General features: G+C 62.7%; 16 protein-coding genes. 7 read left to right on the top strand and 9 right to left on the bottom strand.

The annotated features are described in order from the left end of the window. Positions 1-3 precede the first annotated feature (3 nt). A complete protein-coding gene (lpdA, locus tag D8676_RS07545) occupies positions 4-1,401 on the top strand; it encodes a dihydrolipoyl dehydrogenase (protein ID WP_121580219.1) in 1,398 nt (465 codons plus the stop codon). Positions 1,402-1,450: 49 nt separating this feature from the next. Here the strand turns inward: lpdA and D8676_RS07540 are convergent, their stop codons facing one another. The 4 genes from D8676_RS07540 to D8676_RS07525 all read right to left on the bottom strand — a co-directional run bounded on the left by D8676_RS07540 (position 1,451) and on the right by D8676_RS07525 (position 7,574). Further along, positions 1,451-2,782, bottom strand: a complete 1,332-nt coding sequence (locus D8676_RS07540; RefSeq protein ID WP_121580218.1) for an FAD-binding oxidoreductase — start codon at positions 2,780-2,782, stop codon at positions 1,451-1,453. 119 nt (positions 2,783-2,901) lie between these two features. Further along, positions 2,902-4,701 (bottom strand): hydantoinase B/oxoprolinase family protein, encoded by a 1,800-nt coding sequence (locus D8676_RS07535; RefSeq protein WP_121580217.1) that lies wholly within the window; start codon positions 4,699-4,701, stop codon positions 2,902-2,904. A gap of 16 nt (positions 4,702-4,717) precedes the next feature. After that, positions 4,718-6,799: a hydantoinase/oxoprolinase family protein gene (locus D8676_RS07530; RefSeq protein WP_121580216.1), complete on the bottom strand. Its 2,082-nt coding sequence runs from the start codon at positions 6,797-6,799 to the stop codon at positions 4,718-4,720. 52 nt (positions 6,800-6,851) lie between these two features. After that, positions 6,852-7,574 carry an isochorismatase family protein gene (locus tag D8676_RS07525; RefSeq protein WP_121580215.1) on the bottom strand — a complete coding sequence of 241 codons (723 nt, stop codon included), beginning with the start codon at positions 7,572-7,574 and terminating at the stop codon, positions 6,852-6,854. Between the two features lie 191 nt (positions 7,575-7,765). On the opposite strand from D8676_RS07525, the gene D8676_RS07520 reads away from it, so the two are divergent. Next, positions 7,766-8,665, top strand: coding sequence for a LysR family transcriptional regulator (locus D8676_RS07520; RefSeq protein ID WP_121580214.1), 900 nt, complete (start codon positions 7,766-7,768; stop codon positions 8,663-8,665). A 148-nt stretch (positions 8,666-8,813) separates the two neighbouring features. Here D8676_RS07520 and D8676_RS07515 read toward each other — a convergent pair whose 3' ends face one another. The 4 genes from D8676_RS07515 to D8676_RS07500 are packed head-to-tail and all read right to left on the bottom strand — an operon-like array spanning position 8,814 to position 12,644. Further along, positions 8,814-9,785: a TRAP transporter substrate-binding protein gene (locus tag D8676_RS07515; RefSeq protein WP_121580213.1), complete on the bottom strand. Its 972-nt coding sequence runs from the start codon at positions 9,783-9,785 to the stop codon at positions 8,814-8,816. Positions 9,786-9,826: 41 nt separating this feature from the next. Then, positions 9,827-11,104, bottom strand: a complete 1,278-nt coding sequence (locus tag D8676_RS07510) for a TRAP transporter large permease (RefSeq protein ID WP_121580212.1) — start codon at positions 11,102-11,104, stop codon at positions 9,827-9,829. After that, positions 11,101-11,604 (bottom strand): TRAP transporter small permease, encoded by a 504-nt coding sequence (locus tag D8676_RS07505; protein ID WP_121580211.1) that lies wholly within the window; start codon positions 11,602-11,604, stop codon positions 11,101-11,103. Before D8676_RS07505 ends, D8676_RS07510 begins: the two co-directional genes overlap by 4 nt. Continuing rightward, the gene (locus D8676_RS07500; RefSeq protein WP_121580210.1) at positions 11,601-12,644 is read right to left on the bottom strand and encodes an amidohydrolase family protein; all 1,044 of its coding nucleotides are present in this window, start codon (positions 12,642-12,644) and stop codon (positions 11,601-11,603) included. The genes D8676_RS07505 and D8676_RS07500 overlap by 4 nt, the downstream gene beginning before the upstream one ends. Before the next feature lie 95 nt (positions 12,645-12,739). Here D8676_RS07500 and D8676_RS07495 point away from each other — a divergent pair, with 95 nt between their 5' ends. The 5 genes from D8676_RS07495 to D8676_RS07475 all read left to right on the top strand — a co-directional run bounded on the left by D8676_RS07495 (position 12,740) and on the right by D8676_RS07475 (position 20,645). Continuing rightward, entirely contained in the window at positions 12,740-13,669 is a 930-nt protein-coding gene (locus D8676_RS07495) for a LysR substrate-binding domain-containing protein (protein WP_121580209.1), read from the top strand. Between the two features lie 375 nt (positions 13,670-14,044). Continuing rightward, entirely contained in the window at positions 14,045-15,139 is a 1,095-nt protein-coding gene (locus D8676_RS07490) for an NAD-dependent epimerase/dehydratase family protein (protein WP_210210710.1), read from the top strand. Continuing rightward, a complete protein-coding gene (locus D8676_RS07485) occupies positions 15,136-16,398 on the top strand; it encodes a glycosyltransferase family 2 protein (RefSeq protein ID WP_121580208.1) in 1,263 nt (420 codons plus the stop codon). The genes D8676_RS07490 and D8676_RS07485 overlap by 4 nt, the downstream gene beginning before the upstream one ends. A gap of 21 nt (positions 16,399-16,419) precedes the next feature. Next, a complete protein-coding gene (locus D8676_RS07480; RefSeq protein ID WP_121580207.1) occupies positions 16,420-19,230 on the top strand; it encodes a DUF3131 domain-containing protein in 2,811 nt (936 codons plus the stop codon). Positions 19,231-19,298: 68 nt separating this feature from the next. Further along, positions 19,299-20,645 (top strand): nucleotide sugar dehydrogenase, encoded by a 1,347-nt coding sequence (locus D8676_RS07475; protein WP_121580206.1) that lies wholly within the window; start codon positions 19,299-19,301, stop codon positions 20,643-20,645. Here D8676_RS07475 and D8676_RS07470 read toward each other — a convergent pair. Then, complete coding sequence (locus D8676_RS07470; RefSeq protein ID WP_183097019.1) at positions 20,635-21,660, bottom strand: endo-1,4-beta-xylanase; 1,026 nt, start codon at positions 21,658-21,660, stop codon at positions 20,635-20,637. The genes D8676_RS07475 and D8676_RS07470 overlap by 11 nt on opposite strands. Positions 21,661-21,883 lie beyond the last annotated feature (223 nt).

Here is a 21,883-nt window from a genome sequence, read left to right as displayed (position 1 = left end):
GCCGTGAAGGAAATCTCCTGCAGGCTGCTGGTCATCGGCGCCGGTCCCGGCGGTTATGTCTGCGCCATCCGCGCCGGCCAGCTCGGCGTCGACACTGTGATCGTGGAAATGGCCAAGCCCGGCGGCACCTGCCTCAATGTCGGCTGCATCCCCTCGAAGGCGCTGATCCGCGCCGCCGACGAGTTCGCGCTGGCGGCCGCCATGGCCGCCGGTACGGGCCATATCGGCATATCGGTCGCCGAGCCGAAGATCGATCTCGCCCGCACGGTCGCCTGGAAGGACGGCATCGTCGGCCGGCTGACCAGCGGTGTGGCTGGGCTGCTGAAGAAGGCTGGCGTCAAGATCGTCCTTGGCCGCGCTGCATTCCGCGACGGGAAAACGGTCGAGGTGGAGACGGAGACCGGCCAGCAGCTCATCCGGGCGGAAAACGTGGTGATTGCCACCGGTTCGGTATCGGCCGAGCTACCGGCGCTGCCCTTGGGCGGCAACGTGATCTCGTCAACCGAGGCGCTGGCGCTGGCAAAGGTGCCCGGAAAGCTGGCCGTGGTCGGCGGCGGCTACATCGGGCTGGAACTTGGGACGGCCTTCGCCAAGATGGGCGCCAAGGTTACGATCGTCGAGGCCATGGAGCGCATCCTGCCCCAATACGACGCCGAGCTCACGCGACCGGTCGCCCGCCGTCTCGGCGACCTAGGCATCACTGTCCTGACGTCGGCCAAGGCGAAGGGCCTGGCCGCGAAGGGAGACGCCCTTGTGGTTGAACGGGCCGACGGCAAGGACGAGCGGATCGCCTCCGACAAGGTGCTGGTCACGGTGGGGCGGCTCCCGGTGACCGAGGGTTGGGGTCGGGAGGAGCTCGTGCTCGATATGGACGGTCGCTCCATTCGCATCGACGAGCAATGCCGGACATCCATGCGCGGCATCTACGCGATCGGGGACGTGACCGGGGAGCCGATGCTGGCCCATCGCGCGATGGCGCAGGGCGAGATGGTTGCCGAGATCGTGGCCGGCCATCGCCGCGCCTGGGACAAGAGATGCATCCCGGCCGTGTGCTTCACCGATCCGGAGATCGTCAGCGTGGGCCTTTCGCCGGAGGCTGCCCGCGCCGCAGGAAAGCAGGTCAAGGTGGGGCAGTTCCCCCTCAGCGCCAACGGCCGCGCCATGACGCTCGGCGGCGAGGCCGGTTTCGTGCGGGTGGTGGCGCGCGCGGACAATCACCTGGTGCTCGGCATACAGGCAGTCGGAACGGCGGTGTCGGAGCTTGCCGCGGCCTTCGCCCTCGCCATCGAGATGGGCGCTCGCCTCGAAGACATAGCAGGCACGATCCATGCCCACCCTACCCAGGGAGAAGGGTTCCAGGAGGCCGCTTTCAAGGCGCTCGGCCTTGCACTGCACGTTTAGCGCAGTCCTTCCGCAAGCGCGCGCTCAGCGCTTGAGAATACCCGGTGGTTCAGAACCCGCTGATCAACTCGATCTTCGAACCGTCCGAAAAGCGGGAGAAGCGGAAATCCTTCGGATCGACCAGCGGCTGGCGACCAAGGACGATGTCGGCCATCAGCCTGCCGGCGGCCGGGCCGATGCCGAAGCCATGGCCCGAAAAGCCGGTCGCTATGTGAAAGCCTGGGACCTTGTCGATCGCCGAGATCACCGGCACGGCATCGGGGGTCACGTCGATATAGCCCGCCCAGCGCTGGGCGATCTCCGCCTTCTCGAAAACCGGAAACGCCTGTTTCAGGTTCACCAGCGCTAGGTCAGACAGCTTCTTCGACGGCTTGGGGTCGAGGACACGGCAATATTCGAACGGGCTCGCCTCATCCATCTCCCACCGGTTGGGGATACGCACCTCGTCGAGAAACCGGCCGCCGACCCGAAAATTCAGCGACCGCCACTCCTTGCGCAGCGCCGGCAGGAAATCGAGCGCATAGCGGAAGGATTTCGGCACGATGTCGACTATGTTCTCGTGCCCGGAGGCGATGGTGTAGCCGCCGTCCTGGCGCTTGCGGGCGGCGAAGCCGTTCGACCAGATCGCCTGCTCGGGCCCGCCTTCGAGAGGCTTGGTCCGCAGCACCGAGTTCATGACCTTGAGCTGCGGAAGATCAATCCCGTGGCGGTTCGAGAACAGGCTGGACCAGGCGCCGCCGGCCAGAACTACGGCCTTGCAGGCGATCGGACCGCGCTCGGTGATCACGCCCGAGATTGCGCCGGCGGCGGTTTCGATGCCCCTCACCGCACATTCCGTCAGGATGGCGGCACCCTTCGCACGCGCGGCTTCGGCGATCGCCGGGGCAGCCTTCTGAGGCTCCGCACGGCCATCGGCGGCGGTATAGAGCGCGCCCTTCAGCTTCATGTTCGACCGGGGGAACATCTCGCGGAACTCGGCAGCGCCCAGCATTCGCGAGTCGAGCTGATATCCGTCGAGATTGCGATTCCACTTCTCGTGATTGGCGTACTCCTCGTCGTCCGCGCAGGTGAAGATGATGCCGGCACGCCGGTATCCCGTGTCGCGCCCGGTGCGCTGGTCGAGATTACCCCAGATCCGCAGGGCCTCGGCCATCAGCGGCACCTCGCGGGGATCGCGGCGGGAGATGCGGACCCACCCCCAGTTGCGGCTCGACTGTTCCTGCCCGATGCCGCCCTTTTCGCACAAAGCGACACGCAGGCGCTGCTCCGACAGTTCCAGCGCCGTCGATACGCCGATGATCCCTCCACCGATGACGACGACGTCGACTTCCTTCGGCAGTTCCGCATCCCCGTGGACAGGAACGACATAGGGTCCGGGCATTCAGAAGGACTCCTCGAGCCAGCTGCCCGACGATTCGGCAACACTCATTTCGTACCGCAAATCGACCGGCATCGAAACGACGTGCAACCGTCCAGCAACTCTGGCCCTACGGTGCCGAACTATCCCTTTTTCTTCCGAGCCCGCAGCCGCGCGGTTTCCTGTATGTCGACCGTCTCATCCTCGAGATCGACGACGACGCCGTAGACGCTGCTTGCGTGCTCGGCCGAATAGAAGCCGTCCAGCACGTCCTCCAGCACCTTCTGCGCAGGCCGGTCCAACGGAGAGCCGTAACCGCCGCCATTCGGGCTAAAATAGGCCATGGTGTCGTTGGCGTTCACCGCAAGGCCAGAGAACTTGGAATGCATCTCCCGGGAGCTATCGGGCGCAGCCGAGTTGTAGATCAGGCACTTGCCTACTGCGCCGTCGGTGCCGCCGAAGATCCCCCAGGGGGCTTCCATGTGCCGCTCCGACTCGTGCGTGATGAAGCCTTCGGTGAGGACGCGCTGCGCCTTGACCACGCCGAGGCCGCCGCGGAACCGCCCGGCGCCGGGCGGCACGTCATCGCGCAGCTCGTAACGGTCGCAGATCATCGGGATGTGCATGGCCAGATCTTCGAGCGGATTGTTGCGCGTGTTGGCCATCAGATTGTCGATACTATCCGGTCCGTCCGATCTTGGCCGCCCGCCATAGGCACCTTCGTTGACCTCCAGGAACACCCAATAGTCGCCGCTCGGCCGCACACCCGAATAGGCGGCAAAGGAGATCGACGCCGAGCTGCCGGCGATGACCGTATCCGGCATCACCGGCGCCAGCGCCCGGATGATCAGGTCGATCATGCGATTGCACTGGGTGAAACGCGCCTCGGCGGAGGCCGGCGGCTTCGGATTGAAGATAGAGCCCAACGGCGCAATGACATTGATCGGCCGGAAGGAGCCTTCGTTGGACGGCACCCGGACATCCGACGTGTAGGCATCGAGCAGGAGCTTGCGGAACGCCGCATACGCTGCGACCTTGGTCGAGCCTTCGAAAGGCACGTTGTAGGCCGTCGGTGTCTGGTCGGCAGAGCCGGTCAGGTCGACATCGAGTTCGTCTCCTCTCACCCGGACGGTGACCTTGACCTTCAGCCGCTGCTCGCGATTGCGGCCGTCGTCGTCGAGCCAGCCCTCGGCCATATATTCGCCGTCGGGGATTTCCGAGATGCGCTGGCGCATCATCCGTTCGGCATAATCCATCAGCTGACCGGCGGCCTGGAAGACGGTTTCCTCGCCGAACTTGTCGACCAGTTCGACAAATCGCCTGGCGCCCAGCCGAGCCGAGGCGACCTGGGCTTCGATATCGCTGACCAACTGCTGCGCCGCGCGGCTGTTGTTGCGGATGAAGTTCCACATCGCGTTGTTGGGTTGGCCCTTGCGGTAGAGCTTGGTTCCCGCGAACAGCATGCCTTCGGCGAACACGTCGGGCACGTCGATGATGAGGCCCGGCGTCGCCGCGCCGATGTCGACATGGTGGGCGGTATTGCCTGCGAATCCGACCAGCCGCCCGTGGTAGAAGACCGGTACGACGATCGCGAGATCCGGCGTGTGGCTCGATCCGTGATAAGGGTGGTTGTGGACGACGACGTCGCCCTCGAACCACTCGCCGTCCTCCAGCGTCGCCTGGATGCCACGCAGATAGCCCGGTATGGAGCCGATATGCATCGGCGTCGATTCAGATTCGCAAAGCGTGTTGAAATCGACGTCGAACAGGCCGGCGCCGAGATCCTCGGATTCGCGGATGATCGAAGAGAACGACATGCGATAGAGCATGTGCGCCATCTCTTCCGCAATCGTCTCGAACGAGCCGCGGATCACCTGGAGCGTGATGGGATCGATTTCCGCCGGCGCTTCCTTGAGCGCCAGTGCATGAGCTGTGCTGACCATGAAAACCTCCCTCTTCTCAGGCGACCCCGACGCGGTGGACGCGCGTGTTGCCGTACTCCAGCGTCTCGGCCACGTAGCCCGGCGGCACCAGAGTGGTTGAATCGTGCTGCACCAGGATCGCCGGCCCCTCCACCTTGTCACCGGCATAGAGCCTGGTGCGGTCGTAGCGAGGGGTTTCCAGCGTGCGGCCGTCGTCGAATGTCGTCTTGCGCACGAACATCAGCGCACGGTCGATGCTGGAACCGTCCGTTTGCCGGACCTTGGGTATGTGCAGCCGCTCGATCGATGCCCGGCCGATCGCACGCAAGGTGATCAATTCGACACCCTGGTCCCGATAGCTGTAGCCGTAATCGAGCTGGTGCTGGTCGTGGAAGCTTCCCACGATGACGGACTTGTTGGCCTGCGTCACCGGCCCGTCGGGCATCTGCGCCCGAAGCTCGAACCCCTGCCCGTGGTAGCGGCATTCCGCGATCATCTCGACCTGCTGCCCGTCGCGCGGAATGCCGTCGTCATCCAGTTCGGCGACGACCCGATCGTGCAGGATCCTGGCGGCATCGTTGATACGGGCGAGTTGTGCATCGTCCGCGGCATTGATCTCGACGATGACGGCTTCCGTGTGCTCGTACTGCAGGTCGGTCTTCAGGAGACCGACCGCTGCGGTGATGCCGGGCGCGACGGGAACGATGACATCCCTCGCCGCAATCGCCTCGGCGAGCGCAACGCCGTGCAGCGGCCCGGCGCCGCCGAACGGCAGGATCGAGAAGTCCCGCGGGTCGATGCCGCGCGCCACCGAGTTCGACCGGATCGCCAACGCCATGTTGTTGTTGATGATCTTGAGGATGCCGAGTGCCGCCTCCTCGACCGACATGCCGAGCGGTTGGGCGATCTTCTCTTCGATCGCCTTTCGGGAAAGCTCCGGGTCGAGCTGCAGGTCGCCTCCGAGCACCAGATCGGGATCGAGCCGGCCAAGCACGATCTGCGCGTCTGTGACGGTCGGTTCGACGCCGCCGCGCCCGTAGCATGCAGGCCCCGGTTCCGAACCGGCGGAACGCGGCCCGACGTTGAAGGCGCCGGCCTCGTCGATATACGCGATCGAGCCGCCGCCGGCGCCGATGGTGACGAGGTCGATCATCGGCGTGAGCACCGGATGGCCGGACACGTAGGTGTCGCGCGGATTCATGATCTTTACGCGGCCGTCCGGTATAGTGCTGATATCGGCCGAGGTGCCGCCGATATCGACGGTGATCACATTCTTCACGCCGGCCATCACGCCTTCCGAGGCGCCGCCAATGACGCCGCCGGCAGGCCCGGACATCAGGATGCGGATCGGCTTGGCCGCGCAGGATTCGACGGTCGAAACGCCGCCGTTCGACTGCATGATGCGCAGCTTGGACGAAACGCCCGCTTCGCGCAGCTTCGATTCCAGGTCGCGCAGGTAGAACGCGGTTTTCGGTCCCACGTAGCAGTTCATCGCCGCCGTCGAGAACCGCTCGTATTCGCGCATCACATTGGCGACCTCGCTCGACAGCGTGACGTAGGCGTCGGGCATCTCCTCGAGAATAATCTCCTTGGCGCGGCGCTCATGTACATCGTTCAGGAACGCGAACATGAAGCCGACCGTAATGGAACTGATGCCGCGTTTCCTGAACAGCTTGATCGCCTCGCGCACTTCCTGTTCGTCGAGCGCCGTATGGACCTCGCCGGTGGGCGGCAGGACGCGCTCCGAAACGGCAATCCGGTTGCGGCGTTTCACCAGCGGCTGGTCCTGCCGGGGAACGCTGAAGTGCAGAGAGAAGTTATAGGGCCGCTTGTGGCGTCCGATATGCAGGATGTCGCGGAAGCCCCGCGTCGTCAGCATGCCCGTCTCGGAACCATTGTGCTCGATGGTGATGTTGGTTGCGGTGGTCGTTCCATGGACGATGACGTCCACCTCGGCCGGCTCGATGCCGGCCAGGCCGCATATGCTCCTGACGCCCTCGACCACGCCGATCGACTGGTTCTTCAGGGTGGTCGGAACCTTATGATAAAATACGCCCTTGGCGCACTCCAGTACCAGGTCCGTGTTGGTTCCGCCGACATCCACGCCAATGCGCGCCATTGCTTCCTCCCGAAGAAAAAAGGGCGCGCCCCGAAGGCCGCGCCCGCCCGGATCATTCCGCCGCGAGGCGGGTGGAGTTGACCGTGTTCAGATATTCGACGCATTCGTCGACGCTGTGCACGTCGGCGAACTTCGCGTCGATGTCGTAGAGGTTCCAGGCGACGGCACCGGGCACGCGGTCACCGATGCATTCACGCGGGGCGATGGTGCGGAAGCCGTCGGCAAGACCGTCGCAGATGGTGGTCCGGACGCAGGCCGTGGCGGTCACGCCGGTGACGAGGATGGTGTCGACGCCTGCCGCGCGCAGGATGCCCGCCAACTCGGTGCCGTGGAAGGCGCTCGCCCGCTTCTTCAGCAAGGTGTACTCGCCTTCGACCGGAGCGATGCGGGAGTCGATTGCCCACAATTCCTTGTCCTTGAGATTCACCACATCGATCGGGATCTTGCAGTGCCACAAGCCCATGTCGGTGAAGGGCGAGTTGCGGTCCGTGATCTCGTAGGCCGTGGTGACGTGGATGACCGGATGGCCGTTGGCGCGGCAGGCCTTGAGCAGGCGCTGCATGCCGGGGATGATCTCGTTGTCCATCGCCTCCTGGTCGCAGGTGAACGGGTTGCCCGGACGCGTCCACGCATTGGCGAGGTCCACGCTGACCAGTGCCGGCCGCTTGCCGAAGCCGACGCGCCGCTGGAAGCCACGCTCCTGGTAGATTTTGGTCGACGCCTCGAAAGCCTGCTGAAGCATGCGATCGAGTTCCTTGTTGTCCACTTCGCTCATGGCGGCTCCTTTTCCCGGCCCAGACTCGGCGCAGGGTTTGCTGTCCCGACGACCGGTCGGCTTGATGCCGCCGGTATCTGCGGCCTCAAAACTGCCGTGCCGAGGGATGGAGCGGAAATGATCTTTGGCCAATTATTCTTGCATCCCATGCATTAATCTATACGCTCGCAAAAACCGACGGATCGGAGCGCATGGATCCCGAAGCCGGTCTCGAACTGACCCAGTCCTTCATCGTCGTTGCCGAGGAACTGAACTTCCGGCGCAGCGCCGAACGCCTGCACGTGGACCAGTCGGCGCTGAGCCGGCGCATCCAGAAACTCGAGCACATACTGGGTTTCGCGCTGTTCGAGCGGACGACCCGCGAGGTGTCGCTGACACCGGCAGGCCGGTCCTTTTACGAAGAGAACGCCCGGCTACTGCAGGACTACGTCCGCTCTGCGCGAACGGCGAAACTGATCGCCGAGGGCAAGACCGGCAGCCTGCGGCTTGCCTACATGGCTTTCGCAGCCACCGAATTGATGCCTCTCGCGGTCTCCCGCTATCGCCGGCTCCATCCGCATGTGGACGTCAGCCTGCGCTACATCCGGACGCAAGGACAAAAGCTGGCGCTGGCGCATGACGAGATCGATGTCGGCTACATGATCGGCCCCTTCGATCACAGCGACTTCCACAGCCTGCTGCTGACCTCCGACCCGCTCTACGTGGTCACCCCGAACAACCACGAGTTGCTGCGCAAGCGCGAGATCAAGCCGTCGGACCTTGCCGACTGCGACCTCATCCTCGGCGACATGGTCGAATGGGAAGCGTATCGCTGGCGTCTCAACGACATGTTCTCCGCAGAAGGCGTGCCGCTCAACCTGAAGCTCGAGGCGTCGAATACGCTGGCGCTGCTGGGGCTGGTTGCGGCGGGTCTCGGCGTGACCATCTATCCTGAAAGCCTGATCGGCTTTCTGGGACGCAGCGTCCAGGTACGACCGATCATTCACCCTGATTTCCGGATCCAGACCGTGCTCGCCTGGAAGCGCACCAACAGGACGAAGGCCGTGCGCCAGTTCATCGAAGTCGCAAAGAACCTGCCGGCCCGCGGTTGATGCGCGAAGTTTGGAGAATTATCGAGGTAGTGGTCAGCGTCTGGAGTGAGCGATTGAGGGGAAGAATTCCCGGCGTTAGCGCGCAGGGAATTCTTCGAGATCGTCAGAGATTTACGCGAGCCCGATTCTGCCGGGCTTCGTCACCCCCTTAAAGTCCTTCGATAGCCTTGACGAAGTTGCGGGCGTCATCACCGAACTTGGCGTAGAAGGCATCGTAGGCGGGTGCGGTCGCCGCGCGGAACTGTTCCGTGTCCGGCTCGGTCACTTCCATGCCCTCCTTCTTGAGAGCTTCGAGAAGCTCCTTGTCGAGCTGGGCGATATAGTCGAACTGCCAGTCCGTCGCCTCCTTGAGCGCTTCCTCGATGGCGGTGCGTTCCTCCGGCTTCAGGCCCTGGTAGAAGCTTTCCGAAACAAGAACATAGGCCGAGTTGTAGATATGGCCGGTGAGTGCCAGATATTTCTGCACCTCGAACAGCTTGCCATCATAGATGTTCTGCAGCGGATTCTCCTGGCCGTCGACGACGCCCTGCCGCAAGGCGGCATAAAGTTCCGAGAAGGCCATCGGCGTCGGGCTGGCGCCGAGCGCGTTGAATGTCTCGACCTGCGCCAGGTTTTCGGGCGTGCGGATCTTGAGACCCTTCACGTCCTCCGGCGTGTTGATCGGCCGGGTGTTGTTGGTGATGTTGCGGAAGCCGTTCTCGAGGAAGCCGACGAGGCGCACGCCCTTGGCCGGCAGTCCGGCGACAAGCTGCTCGACGGCTTCGCTCGACTGGCCTTTCTTGATGTGCTCGCGGTCGCGGAAGAGATAGGGCAGTTCGAGCAGCGTGATCTTGGGCTCGAAGATCGCCAGCACGCCGGTGATCGTGACCTCCAGCGTCCCGGTGGTGAGCTGCTCCTGCATCTCGCGCTCCGATCCGAGCTGAGCCTGCGGGAAGATGGTGACGGTGAATGCGCCGGGGGCCTTCTGCTCCAGGATCTCGCTGAACTTCTCCATCGCCAGATGGAAGCTGTGCTTGTCGCTGTGGCCGTGGCCGATCTTCAGCGCCGTCTGGGCAGAGGCGACGCCTGCGCCAAGCATGGCAATGACGGCGCCGGCGGCCAAACTCTTCAACAATTTCATGATCTTCTCCCTGTTCCTCCCGAATGATCCTGGCCGCCGCCCTACGGGAAAAGGAGCGACGGGATGTAGAGCACCATGCTTGGCCAGTAGGTGCAGATGAGCAGCGTGACGAACATCGGTATGACGAAGGGGATGATCGCCCGGAACATGCGCTCGACCGAGATGCCCGCGACATGTGCGGTGACGAACAGAGCCATTCCGACCGGCGGGATGGCGACGCCGATCATCAAATTAAGAACCATCACCACGCCGAAATGAACCGGATCGATGCCGAGCGTAAGCGCGATCGGCACGAGGATCGGCGTCATCAGCATCAGCACCGCGCCGTCCTCGATGAAGGAGCCGAGGAAGACGAGCAGCAGGTTGACGAGCAGCAGGAAGACGAGCGGGTTTTCGCTGATCGCCATGATGCCGCCGGCAAGCGCCTGCGCCGACTGCGTGACCACAAGCGCCCAGGAAAGCGAGGAGACGTTGGAGATGATGAAAAGGACGATTGCGGTCGTCACCATCGTCTCGACGAGGATGCCGGGCAGCGCCGAGAACTTCACCGAACGATAGACGAAGAAGGTAAGGATAAAGGCGTAGCCGGCGGCGACAGCGCCCGCCTCCGTCGGCGTGAAGATGCCGCCGAGCAGACCGCCAAGGATGATGGCGGGTGTGGCCAGAGCCAGAAAGGCCCGGCTGAACGACTTGGCAATCCCCTTAAGGGTAGGCTTGGGATCGCGCGGAAAATGATGCCAGCGGTCCATGATCGCCACCCAGACGCAGAGCACCAGGGCGAACAGCAGACCCGGAAGGATGCCTGCTGCGAAGAGTTTTCCGATCGAGACTTCCGCCAGCGCGCCGTAGAGGATGAAGGGGATCGACGGCGGAATGATCGGCCCGATCACCGAAGAGGCGGCGGTCAGCGCAGCGGCAAAATCGGTCGTATAGCCGCTGTCGCGCATCGCCTTGACCTGCATCTTGCCGAGCGACGCGGCGTCGGCCACCGCAGAGCCGTTCATGCCGGCGAAGACGACGCTCGAGCCGACGCTGGTATAGGCAAGCCCGCCTGGCACGAACCCGATGCAGTTGCGCACGAAGGTGAAGATGCGGTCGGTGATTCCGGCCGCATTCATCAGATTGCCGGTAAGGATGAAGAGCGGGATGGCGACAAGGACGAAGTTGTCGGTTCCCGCGATCATCTTCTGGAACATGATGGTCGCAGGGAACGGGCTCGCGGCCATAAGACCGAGGACGACCGCAAGCCCGATGGCGATCGCCATCGGTATGCTGAGCGCGATCAGGACGAAAAAGGCGACGAGGATGACAGCGATCACTGCGCCGTCTCCTCGATCAGCGGCAGGTCGACCGGTTCCTTCGACAACAAGCCGGACAGCGCATGAAGCACCATGAGTGCGCCGGTCACCGGCAGCACGCCATAGAGCCACGACTGCGAAATGCCCAGCGTCGGAAAGCTGGTGCCGGACATCTGGACCGTGAGGAAGTAGCCGTACCAGACCATCAGCAGGCCGAAGAGCAGGAACGAGCCATGCACGAGATAGACGGTAAGGGCGCGAAGCGGCGCCGGCAGGAGCGAGACGAAGGCGACGACACGGACATGAACGCCGCGCTTCACCCCGGCCGCGACGCCGAGGAAGGTCGCCCAGACGAAGGCAAGCCTCGTCATCTCGACCGATGTGATGATCGGAAGCTGGAAAATGTAGCGCGAGAAGACGGTGACGATCAGCAGCCCGGCGAAGAACAGTACCACGGGCACCAGCGCCCATTCCGTCACGCGGTTGGCGAGATCACTGGCGCGGCGGACGGCGGCGATCATGTCGTCGGCTCCAGGCCCTTGCCCTGCCGCGCCAGGATGCGTTCATCCGCTGCCGCGACCAGCCTTGCAAGATTCCCTCCCATGAAACCCGCGATGGTTTCGGCAGAAAACAGGTCCGGACGTTCCGTGAGCCGCGGATCTCCATAGGTTGTGCCGTCCCTCAGTGCCGCGAAGAGCGAGCGGAAGGCACCGAAGTTCCACACCATGTCTCCGTAGGGCGCATCACTGCCGGCGCCGAGATTGCCGGCAAAAGGTACGCCTGCGCTCGCGTAGGTGATCAGCGCGCTCTCGATGTGCGTGTCGCGCTTGGCGCTCAGGATGTAGAAGATATTGGGATTGGCGAGACCGATCTGGCGTGCCGCCTGGTAGGTCGGTTCGGCTTCCACGAAATGTCCGCCGCCGCCACCCATATGGACGCCGATCACCGGGTGCTCCGGGTGTCGCCGCGCGATACGTTCGAGCCCTTCGGCCGGCGTGAACGGACTGTCGGACCCGAAATGGAAGGCGGGTATGGCGCCCAGCGCCACGATGACGTCGACGACCTCCGCCACCTCAGGCGAGTCGATCGGGTAGTGGTTCTGCGCCGGATTCATTTTCACGACCGGCATGCCGAATTCTTCCACACAACGCTTCGCCAGATCGATCGCCCGGTCCGTGCCGAGCGCCTTCGGGTCGGTCCAGCCAGCCGGAATGATTCGCTCCGGATGGTTGATCGCCAGAGCGTTGATGCGCTCGTTGGCAGCGCCGAGACGCAGCGCGTTTTCAACCTGGTCGTCGCCATAGGGAAGCACGGCAGGATTCTGCCAGCAGAGGGCCATGTCGACACCTGCCTGATCCATCTTGGGAAGAAGCTGGTCCGATAGCAAAGGCCGGCCGTGAAAGTAATTGGGGTCCTGCCCGATACGCTCGCGGGTCGCCGCCGGAAGTGCCGCCAGATCGCTCGGATGCACGTCTGCGTCGATGACCAGACGGTCGGCGTTCCGCCGAAGAAACTCTTCCCGCCGCGCGATGCGCACGGCAGCCTCTGCTGTCAAAGCCATTATGCGTTTCCGCCCCAGGTTTTTGCGGCAAGCTATTTGTTGAATTCAGAGACAGCAAATGATTAGTTTTCAGGGAACAGCTGAAATGGATTCATATGTCCAGACGCCTTCCTCCCCTGCGCGCCATCCAGGCCTTCGAAGCGATCGCGCGGCTGCAATCGGTAAGCGAGGCAGCGGATGAGATGGCCCTGACGCCTTCAGCGATCAGCCACCGCCTGCGCAAACTTGAAACCCATCTCGGCGTCCGGCTCTTCTACCGGGCGAACCGCCGCATGGTGCTCACCAATGCAGGCCGGGAGTATCTCCAGTCCGTCGGCAGCGCGTTCGATCGCATCGAGCAGGCAAGCGAACGTCTGGCCGGCGGCATGGCGAGCGACGTGCTCACGGTGCACTGCCCGCCCAGTTTCGCGCCGGCCTGGCTCGTGCCCCGCATCCAGGGCTTTCTCGAGAAACATCCGACCATCGACCTGCGCATCCACGCCAGCCCGCAGCCGGTCGATTTCTTCAAGACCGATACGGATGTCGAGATACGCTACGGGAGTTCCGATTGGTCGGGGCTTGTCGTCATTCCCCTGCTCGATGACGCTTTGACGCCGCTCTGCTCCCCCGAAGTCAAAAAGCGCATCGGAAGTCCCGACGGCGCAGATGCGCTGACGCACATGCCTCTAATAATCTCCGAGCGTGCGCCCATCGGGTGGAAGGAATGGTTCCGCGCGAAGAACTTCAAACGGACGCTGAACCGGGGCCTTCATTTCGACCGCGGCTATCTTGCGCTTCAGGCTGCGGCTCAAGGGCTTGGCGTGGCACTGGAAAGCACTGTGTTCGCAGAGCCTTATTTGCGCAGAGGCGAACTTGTGCGGCTGTTCGCGCCGGAGTTCGGCGACATGGTCATAGGAGCGCACACGCTGGTTTATCCACCGCCCTATCAGGGAATCCAGAAGATAGCGCTCTTCCAAGACTGGATCGTTGAAGAAACTCGGGCTGCGTGTGGTGGCGCCTTAGCAGAGAGATTCCACTTGTCTTGAAGTCGGAGCCGAACAGATCACGGCTGCTGTTCGCACCGCTTTTGCAGAAATTCTGCGTCCGGACTGGGAAACTAGTCTGCTGCCTCGCACGAAGATCGGGCGTCAGTTTCCTGGCTGAACTATCCCTTTTCGTCCGACAGATATCATAGACCTTCAGAGCGAAGAACGAATCGCCGTCACTCCCGGCTGCGCCGCTAACCACCTGAATGTCAACAATTTTCACCGCCGTACCGAATGCCATTCGCGGGCTGGGCACGGCACTTTCATGGGCCACGACAGAAACAGGCAATGTATTCAACAGAATTGGCCGTTAACCATGCGTTAACTATGGCATTGCGCTTCTGTGGATAATCTGTTTGCTTATGGGCGGGGCTAATGTGGAAGCGGGGCGTACAGTCGCTTCCAAGTACAGTGGGTGTGGGCGTAATGCGTAAGCTTGGGGCGCGTGCGAAGCGTTGCCTTGTGGCCGGCGGAGCCGGCTTCATTGGCAGCAATTTGGTCAGGGTCTTGCTGGCCAGGGGAATGCAGGTCGACTGTGTCGACGACCTGTCTACGGGACGACAGGGCAATATCGCCGATCTGAAGCAAGATCCGTCGTTCCGTTTCATCAAACTCGATGTGTCGAATGCCGAGGCGTGTGCCCGGCTTCTCCGGCGGAACTACGGCGAGGTCTATCATCTGGCCTGCCCGACCGGCGTGCCGAACATCGAGATCCTCGGCGAGGAGATGCTGCTCGCCTCTTCTTCCGGAACCTACAATCTTCTCGCGATAGCGCGCCGCAGCGGCGCCCGCTTCCTGTTCACGAGCACAGCGGAAGCCTACGGCGATCCGCAGGTGTTTCCGCAGGCCGAGTCCTATCCGGGCAATGTCGACCCGGTGGGGCCGCGCAGCGCCTACGAAGAGGCTAAGCGCTTCGGCGAGGCCCTGACCTGCTTCTATGGGCGCAAGCACGGGGTGGACGTGCGCATCGTGCGCATCTTCAACACCTATGGCCCGCGCATGTCGCCCGACGACCAGCGGGTCATCCCGCAGATGATCGCCAGCCTGATCAATGGCGAGCCGGCTTCGATCTACGGCGACGGCTCGCAGACGCGCACCTTCCTCCATGTGAACGACCTGGTGGCCGGCCTGCTTACCGTGATGAAGCGAGGCTGCAACGGCGAGGTCTACAACATCGGCGGCAGCAAGCAGATCACCATCACGGCGCTGTTCGAAGCCGTGAAGGAAGCGACCGGTCTGAAGGGAAGCGCCGCGTACCAGCGGCATTTCATTTCGGACCATCGCGGTCGCTGGCCCGATACCTCGAAGATCGAGGCCTTGGGGTGGCGGCAGAAGGTCAGCCTCGACGAGGGGCTGCGCGAAATCTACGCGGAGTTCCTGACGGAGCTGGAACTGCGCCGCGCCGTCGAGGAAAGCCTCGTCGCATCCCTTGCGCGCGGCGGGAGCAGGCGTCAGCCGGCACGGGCATGACCATCGGATTCCATAGCGGCTGGCTGTTGCCGATGCTTGCAGCCTCGCTTGGCGTCAGCACCACCTTCTGGTGCATCGTCGGTTTTTGCCGTTTTGTCTTCGAGAGCCTGTCCGGGCCGCCTCGCGGACAGCCGTCGCTGTCGGTCACCGATGTCGCGATCGTCATTCCAGCGCACAATGAGGAGGTCGCCCTGCCGAAATGCCTGGCGGCGCTCTCGGCGATCGTGCCGCCTTCGCAGATCCACGTCGCCAGCGACGGTTCCAGGGATCGGACGGTCGCGATCGCGCGGGAGGCTGGCTGCAACGTCCTCGATATCCAGCCAAACGGCGGCAAGGCAAAGGCGCTGGCCAGCGCTATCGAAAAGTTCGAACTCTGCGAGCGTTACAAGGCGGTGCTGATCCAGGACGCGGATTCCGAGATCGATCCGCACTATCTCGATCACGCGCTTCCGCTTTTCGACGATCCCAGAAACGCGGTGGTCGCGGGGCATGTTCTCTCGCGCTGGCGCAACCAGTTCTGGCCGAGCCTCGACATGCTCTATGCCGCGTACCGGACGCGCCTCTATCGGCTTCTGCAGATGGTGTTCCAATACGGCCAGACCTGGCGCTGGACGAATGTCGCCTACATCGCGCCCGGCTTCGCCAGCATGTATCGCAGCAGCGTCCTGAAGCACATCGACATCACGGCTCCGAAGCTCGTGATCGAGGACTTCAACATGACCTTCGAGGTGCAGCGCAAAGGGCTCGGACGCATCGCCTATACGCCGAGGGCCCGTTGCTCGTCGGAGGATCCATTCACGCTGAACGATTATCGCAAGCAGGTTCAGCGGTGGTATCTGGGTTTCTGGCAGACGGTTCGCCGCCATGGCGTCTGGCCGAGCCTGTTCTGGCTTTCGCTTGGTCCGCTTCTCGTCGAACTGCTGACCATTTCGGCGCTGGCGCTGGCCCTGCCGCTGATGCTGGTGCTCTATCTGGCCGCTGACATCCAGGTTCCGGCCTTTTCCCTGCTCGACATGACTGTCGAAATGACCTCGCCGGTACCCTTGATCGCGCTCTTTCTTGCCGCGGACTATACCCTCACCATAGCCGTCAGCCTGCTGGAACGCCGCCCGAGCATGCTTCTCTACGGGCTCCTGTTCCCGCTGATCCGGCTGCTCGATGCCGCGCTTTTCTGGCGCGCCCTCGTCACCTCTTTCGTCGCCAAGTCGGATGGACGCTGGATCAGCCCCCAGCGCTATGCGACCGCGACCAGTGCATGAACAACCGAAGGGAGCTGTGAAATGAACGTCACCAGACGCAATCTTCTTCTCGGCGCATTGAGCGTGCCCGCCGCTACCCTTCTCGGGCGCACCGCCGCGAGAGCCGCAGCCGCATGGCCAAACCCGCTCATCGTCACCGTCAGCGGCGCCGACGCGACATCGGATCCGATTCGGATCGCCACGCTGATCGAACCTTTCCGTATCAGGGGTGTCCCGGTTACGCTGACCGTCAATCCCTACGGCAGCGACGGAGTCACGCTCGACTACGATTCCAAGATGGCGCAATACCTGCGCCAGACCATCCGGGAAGAGAATTCCGATCTCGAAATCGGCATTCATGCCGAGACGATCGACTCTGCGGATCCGTATGTCCAGCTCCGCCAGGCAAGCGGTGTGCAGGCGGTCTTCTCGAAAGCAGTCAACGAATACGAGCGCTACAAGTCCACGGCCGTCACCACGGCCTACACGCTGACCACCAACTCGCCACTCGCTTCCCATCAGGACGGGGCTTCGATGCGGGCCACCGGCATACGATCGGTGATCCGCCTGGCAGCCGGCGTGAAGGACGAGGTTGGCATCCAGCCCGACAAGGGGGGGTACTGGACGACGGACACCGGGCTGGTGAACATCTTCGGCTCGGCAAGAAGCAGCAGCCGGCCGACGCCGAAACGCATCCCCGATCCTGCCATCATCGCAAGCGGCATCGGCAAGCTTTCCACGTCCGACGACCCGATCATCGTCGACATTCCCTTCGCAGCCTTCGCCAAGATGAGCGAAGGCGAGCTTGCAAGCTATGCAACCGAAATCGCGCAGGCCGTAATGCGTTCCACAGAGGCGGGTGAATCGAGGCCGATCCTGCCCATGGAACTGCATCGGCAGAGCTACCCGGACAGCCACAACCTCGTGGTCGTCCGCTTCGACGACCTCAGGGTCGATGCGAAGCGCGATCCGGCACAGATCGCACTGGTCGAGGAATTCATCAGCGCCGGCTATCCGGTGACCGAGGCCGTGGTTCCCGTCTCGGACAACAAATTCCTTTCCGAGGACGAGAAGATCGAAGCCTACCTGAAGCGCATGGTGCAGCTTCCGCGCTACGACGTCTCGACCCATGGATGGAAACATCAACCATCCGAGCTCGAGGGCAATACGGTCGAGAAGAACCTCGATCTGATACGCTACGGCGTGGCCGAGGTGTTCCATGCGACCGGCCGCATGCCCGTATCCTTCATCCCTCCGAACAATGCCTATGACGAAAACACGTTGATCGCCCTGTCGGAGATCGGCACGCCCGTCATCAGCGCCGAGAAGCATGATTTCCGCTGGTTCTCTGGACTGGATGAGCGCGGGCTGCTGCACGTCTCGAACACCATCATGTTCGAAAAATCGTGGGACGGCGACTATCCGTACCGGGACACCCAGACAGTCCTGGACATGATCGGCGACAAGAACGACGCGGTGTTCAGCATCCATGTGAGCACGGCGAACACGCCGCTGAAGATGCAGCAGATCAAGGACGTGCTCTCGTTCCTGTCCGGCCGGAGCGGCACCAGGCTGGTCAACTTCGCCGAGTATCGCAACCAGGTCCTGCCGCCGCTCGGAAGCTATGATCGGATCCGAAGCGCCCGGGCGGAGGTCATGATCGGCAATTGGAAGCCGTCGGAACTGGCCGACAAGGAAAAGGCCGAGCTGCTGAGCGACGCCGCGCTCGCCTGGCGCTACTTCGACTGGGGCATGCAGGCCTTCAACGGAATTGCGCCCGGCACGTCCTGGATGGAAGACGGAAAGCAGCAGGGTTATCCCTTCTCCACCATGTGGGACGTCGCGAGCAACATCATGGCGACCGTTTCGGCGAAGCGGCTGGGCCTGATCGACGAAACGGCGATGGCGGAACGAGCCGAAAGAATCCTGCAGTTCCTCGGCGAGGAAAGCTACCGCTATGCCGGCGTCAGACTACCGCCCGCCGAACGACGGCTCGCCAAGCAGGCGGGCGAACGCAAAGGGTTCGATTCGGCCGATACCGGACGCCTGCTCATCGCGCTCAAGGTGCTCGACAATGAGACCGGAGGCAGCCTCGGCATCGACAAGCTTGTCGGCAAGTGGGGCTTCCACAAGATCCTGGTGAAGGGCGAAATGCACATGATCAGCGGCAAGGGCCGCCCGATCTCCCTGCACGACAACAGCTATGCGAACTATGTATCGAACGGCTACCGGTTGTGGGGCTTCGACACCAAGCCGGTCTTCGGCGAGCAGGACCCTAGCCGCAACATGGACGATGCGGTCGCGGCGTTCGACGAGATGACCCGCCGTGGACGCATCGCAACGGAACCCCACCTCACCGAGGAGATCGAGCTCGGCGGATCGCCGCACGGCCGTCTCGCCGCCGACATTCTTTTCGATGCCCAGCTCAAGCGTTACCGCGAGACCGGTACGTTGACGGCGACATCCGAAGGCCCTGTCGGGGAACCACCCTACTTCACATACCAGGGATACCAGATCACCCCGACAGGCGGCGAGTTCGTCGTCGATGCGCCGACGACGAAGCAGGCAGGTCAGGCGGCGAAGCGCGAAGAGAGGCTGAGGATGGTCAACAGCAAGGCGTCCTATCTCTGGTACGCATGCCGCCAGAGCCAATACAGCGACACCCTGATCTCCTTCATCCGCGAGAAGGGCAAATTGCCAGGCATCGGCTTCGCCTCGGGCGTAGGCGAAATCAGCCAGTCCGCCACCGGAATTGCCGACGTCAACACGAACGGCATCATCCTGGAAGCCATCTCATACATCATGGCCGAAAGGACCCCGTTCCTGCCGCCGGAGGTAACGTCGGGCATCTGAGACAACTGGAACCTGGCGTCCAAGAATGTACCTGATGGCGCAGATCGCGCCGACACGAGGAGATTAGCATGCTAGTCGCTGAACAGACCCGAGCTTCATCGCTCTTTTCCAAGCTGGAGACGCGCACCGCCACGATCGGCATCGTCGGCATGGGCTATGTCGGGCTTCCGCTTGCGTCGGCCGCCGCCCGGGCCGGCTTCAACGTCATCGGTTTCGACATCGACCGGTCGAAGGTGGAAAAACTGAATGCGGGCAAGTCCTACATCGATGCGGTCAGCGAGAAGACCCTGCAGTCGCATATGGCCGACAATCGGTTCAGGGCGACTTGCGACTTCGCCGTATTCAAGGAATGCGACGTCATCGCCATCTGTGTTCCCACACCGCTGACGAGGCAGCGCGAGCCCGACCTGTCTTTCGTGGAGAACACGACGGCGGCGATTGCGCGCCATCTGCGCAAGGAGCAGTTGGTGATCCTGGAATCGACCACCTATCCTGGCACGACGGACGAATTGATGAAGCCGATCCTGGAAAAGACCGGCCTTCGCTCAGGCCGCGACTTTTTCCTCGGCTATTCGCCGGAACGCGAGGACCCCGGCAGTGCGGGCTTCGAAACCGCAACGATACCGAAGGTCGTCGCTGGCGATGGCGCGATCGCCGCAAAGCTTGTGGCGCAGTTCTACGGCTCGATCGTCGAGACCGTCGTGCCGGTATCGACGATCAAGGTCGCCGAAGTGGTCAAATTGACGGAGAACATCTTCCGGGCGGTCAACATAGCCTTGGTCAACGAACTCAAGGTGATCTACGACGCGATGGGCATTGACGTCTGGGAAGTCATCGAAGCGGCAAAGACCAAGCCTTTCGGCTACATGCCGTTCTATCCGGGCCCGGGGCTCGGGGGCCACTGCATACCGATCGATCCCTTCTATCTCACCTGGAAGTCGCGCGAGTTCGAAGTGTCGACCCGCTTCATCGAGCTGGCCGGCGAGATCAACGTGTCGATGCCGCACTACGTGCTCAACAAGTTGACGGATGCGCTCGACAAGCGTCTTGGGCTGCCGCTCAGCCAGGCATCCATCCTGGTGGTCGGCGTGGCGTACAAGAAGAACGTCTCCGATGTCCGCGAGAGCCCTGCCCTCAAGCTGATCGAGTTGCTCGAGACCCGCGTCGCCGACATCGCCTACCACGACCCGCACGTCGCGCGCATTCCAAGGACGCGGAAGCACCCGACGCTCGCCGGCAAGGATTGCATCCGGCTGTCGCGGGATTCGATCGCGGCCTATGACGCGATCGTCATCGTGACGGATCATGACGACGTCGATTATGGCCTGCTCGCCAACCATTCGAGATTGATAATCGACACCCGCAACGCGATGCAGCGCGCAAACATCGTCTGCGATCGGGTCGTCAAGGCGTAGCGGTTCGGGCTGGCGCCGCCGACAGGGCGCGGACCACGGCGTGAAAGGCCGGCTTCGGCTGGTTCTTGGAGTCGAACAAGGCCGGACGGGCAGCTCCCGTTCCGGCCTTTCGCTTCTCGCTTGTGTAGCCTTGCACAACCCAATTGTCGAAATCCGAGATCCCCCAGAAAACCAGGCGCTTGACCGCCTTGTGGCTGAGCACCCCGGTCAGGAATTCCTCATAGTACTCGGCGACCAGCCGGTCCCGTTCGGCTATGTCCTGCGGCAGGGTGGAATCGTTGACATCGAGTTCGGAGATGAAGACGTCGAGCCCCTGATCGGCGATGACGTCTATCATATCGAGCGTGGCGCGGGGCGACGCTCTATAGACGGTCGAGAGATGCGACTGGATGCCCACGGCATGGATGGGGCTACCCATCTTCTTCAGGTCGCGCAGCAGGGCAGCCATGTTCGCCTGCTTCGAGCGGCACCAATCCTGGCCACATTCGAGATTGTATTCGTTGATCGACAGGCGCGCCTTCGGCGCCGTCTCGTGGGTCGTGCGGAGGCAGAAGTCGATGAACTGCAGACCGTATTTGCGGATCAGCAGTTCGTTGCGGTAGCGCTGCTGCTCGTCCAGTATCTCGTTGAAGACATCCCACGATTCCGCATCCGGATAGTGCGCGACGACATCCCGGATGAAGCCGCCATAGCTTTCCTTCACTTCGGCAAAGTCGCCGCTTTCGGCCCAGCGGATGGGCTCTTCGTGCCAGAACAACGTATGGCCATGAAAAGCCATACGGTTCCGCACGGCGAAGGCGTGGATCGCGTCGCAAGGGGCGAAATTGTAAGGCGAGTTCCGTTCCGGGCGCAAAAAGCGCGGCTTCAATTGCCACTGGGGCGTGATCAACCCGCACTGATAGGCCACCAGGCGGCGATAGGCAGAATCCTGGTTTCCGGTAAATGCGCTGCCGATTTCGAGACCACGCTGGGCGCCGAGTGCCTTGAGCGACGGCAGCTTTCCGGTACCGGTCACTTCGTCGGAAATCCCATCAAGCGATGACTTTGAAATGCATGCCGAAAGGGCAAGGGTGGCGGAACCCACAAGTACAGATCGACGCGACTGCATTGGTTGCCCCACTTGGCGCGGTTACACCGCAACCCCCCTCGTGGGCAATATCAGTACACGTCATCTCGCCGGGTCCGCAACGCCCCCTTTCGGCCGATATCGTAGAAGGAGCCGATTGTGCAGCAGTAGC

The organism is Mesorhizobium sp. YM1C-6-2, from assembly GCF_003666685.1.
Taxonomy (GTDB): Bacteria; Pseudomonadota; Alphaproteobacteria; order Rhizobiales; family Rhizobiaceae; genus Mesorhizobium_K.
Note: the sequence above shows the minus strand (reverse complement) of the source record. Positions and strands in the feature narration are given on the sequence as shown.

Bases quoted from the DNA above. Each gene is read 5' to 3' on its own strand.
- D8676_RS07540 (WP_121580218.1), bottom strand. From the start codon at position 2,782: ATGCCCGGACCCTATGTCGTTCCTGTCCACGGGGATGCGGAACTGCCG.
- D8676_RS07535 (WP_121580217.1), bottom strand. From the start codon at position 4,701: ATGGTCAGCACAGCTCATGCACTGGCGCTCAAGGAAGCGCCGGCGGAA.
- D8676_RS07530 (WP_121580216.1), bottom strand. From the start codon at position 6,799: ATGGCGCGCATTGGCGTGGATGTCGGCGGAACCAACACGGACCTGGTA.
- D8676_RS07525 (WP_121580215.1), bottom strand. From the start codon at position 7,574: ATGAGCGAAGTGGACAACAAGGAACTCGATCGCATGCTTCAGCAGGCT.
- D8676_RS07520 (WP_121580214.1), top strand. From the start codon at position 7,766: ATGGATCCCGAAGCCGGTCTCGAACTGACCCAGTCCTTCATCGTCGTT.
- D8676_RS07515 (WP_121580213.1), bottom strand. From the start codon at position 9,785: ATGAAATTGTTGAAGAGTTTGGCCGCCGGCGCCGTCATTGCCATGCTT.
- D8676_RS07505 (WP_121580211.1), bottom strand. From the start codon at position 11,604: ATGATCGCCGCCGTCCGCCGCGCCAGTGATCTCGCCAACCGCGTGACG.
- D8676_RS07500 (WP_121580210.1), bottom strand. From the start codon at position 12,644: ATGGCTTTGACAGCAGAGGCTGCCGTGCGCATCGCGCGGCGGGAAGAG.
- D8676_RS07495 (WP_121580209.1), top strand. From the start codon at position 12,740: ATGTCCAGACGCCTTCCTCCCCTGCGCGCCATCCAGGCCTTCGAAGCG.
- D8676_RS07490 (WP_210210710.1), top strand. From the start codon at position 14,045: ATGTGGAAGCGGGGCGTACAGTCGCTTCCAAGTACAGTGGGTGTGGGC.
- D8676_RS07485 (WP_121580208.1), top strand. From the start codon at position 15,136: ATGACCATCGGATTCCATAGCGGCTGGCTGTTGCCGATGCTTGCAGCC.
- D8676_RS07480 (WP_121580207.1), top strand. From the start codon at position 16,420: ATGAACGTCACCAGACGCAATCTTCTTCTCGGCGCATTGAGCGTGCCC.
- D8676_RS07475 (WP_121580206.1), top strand. From the start codon at position 19,299: ATGCTAGTCGCTGAACAGACCCGAGCTTCATCGCTCTTTTCCAAGCTG.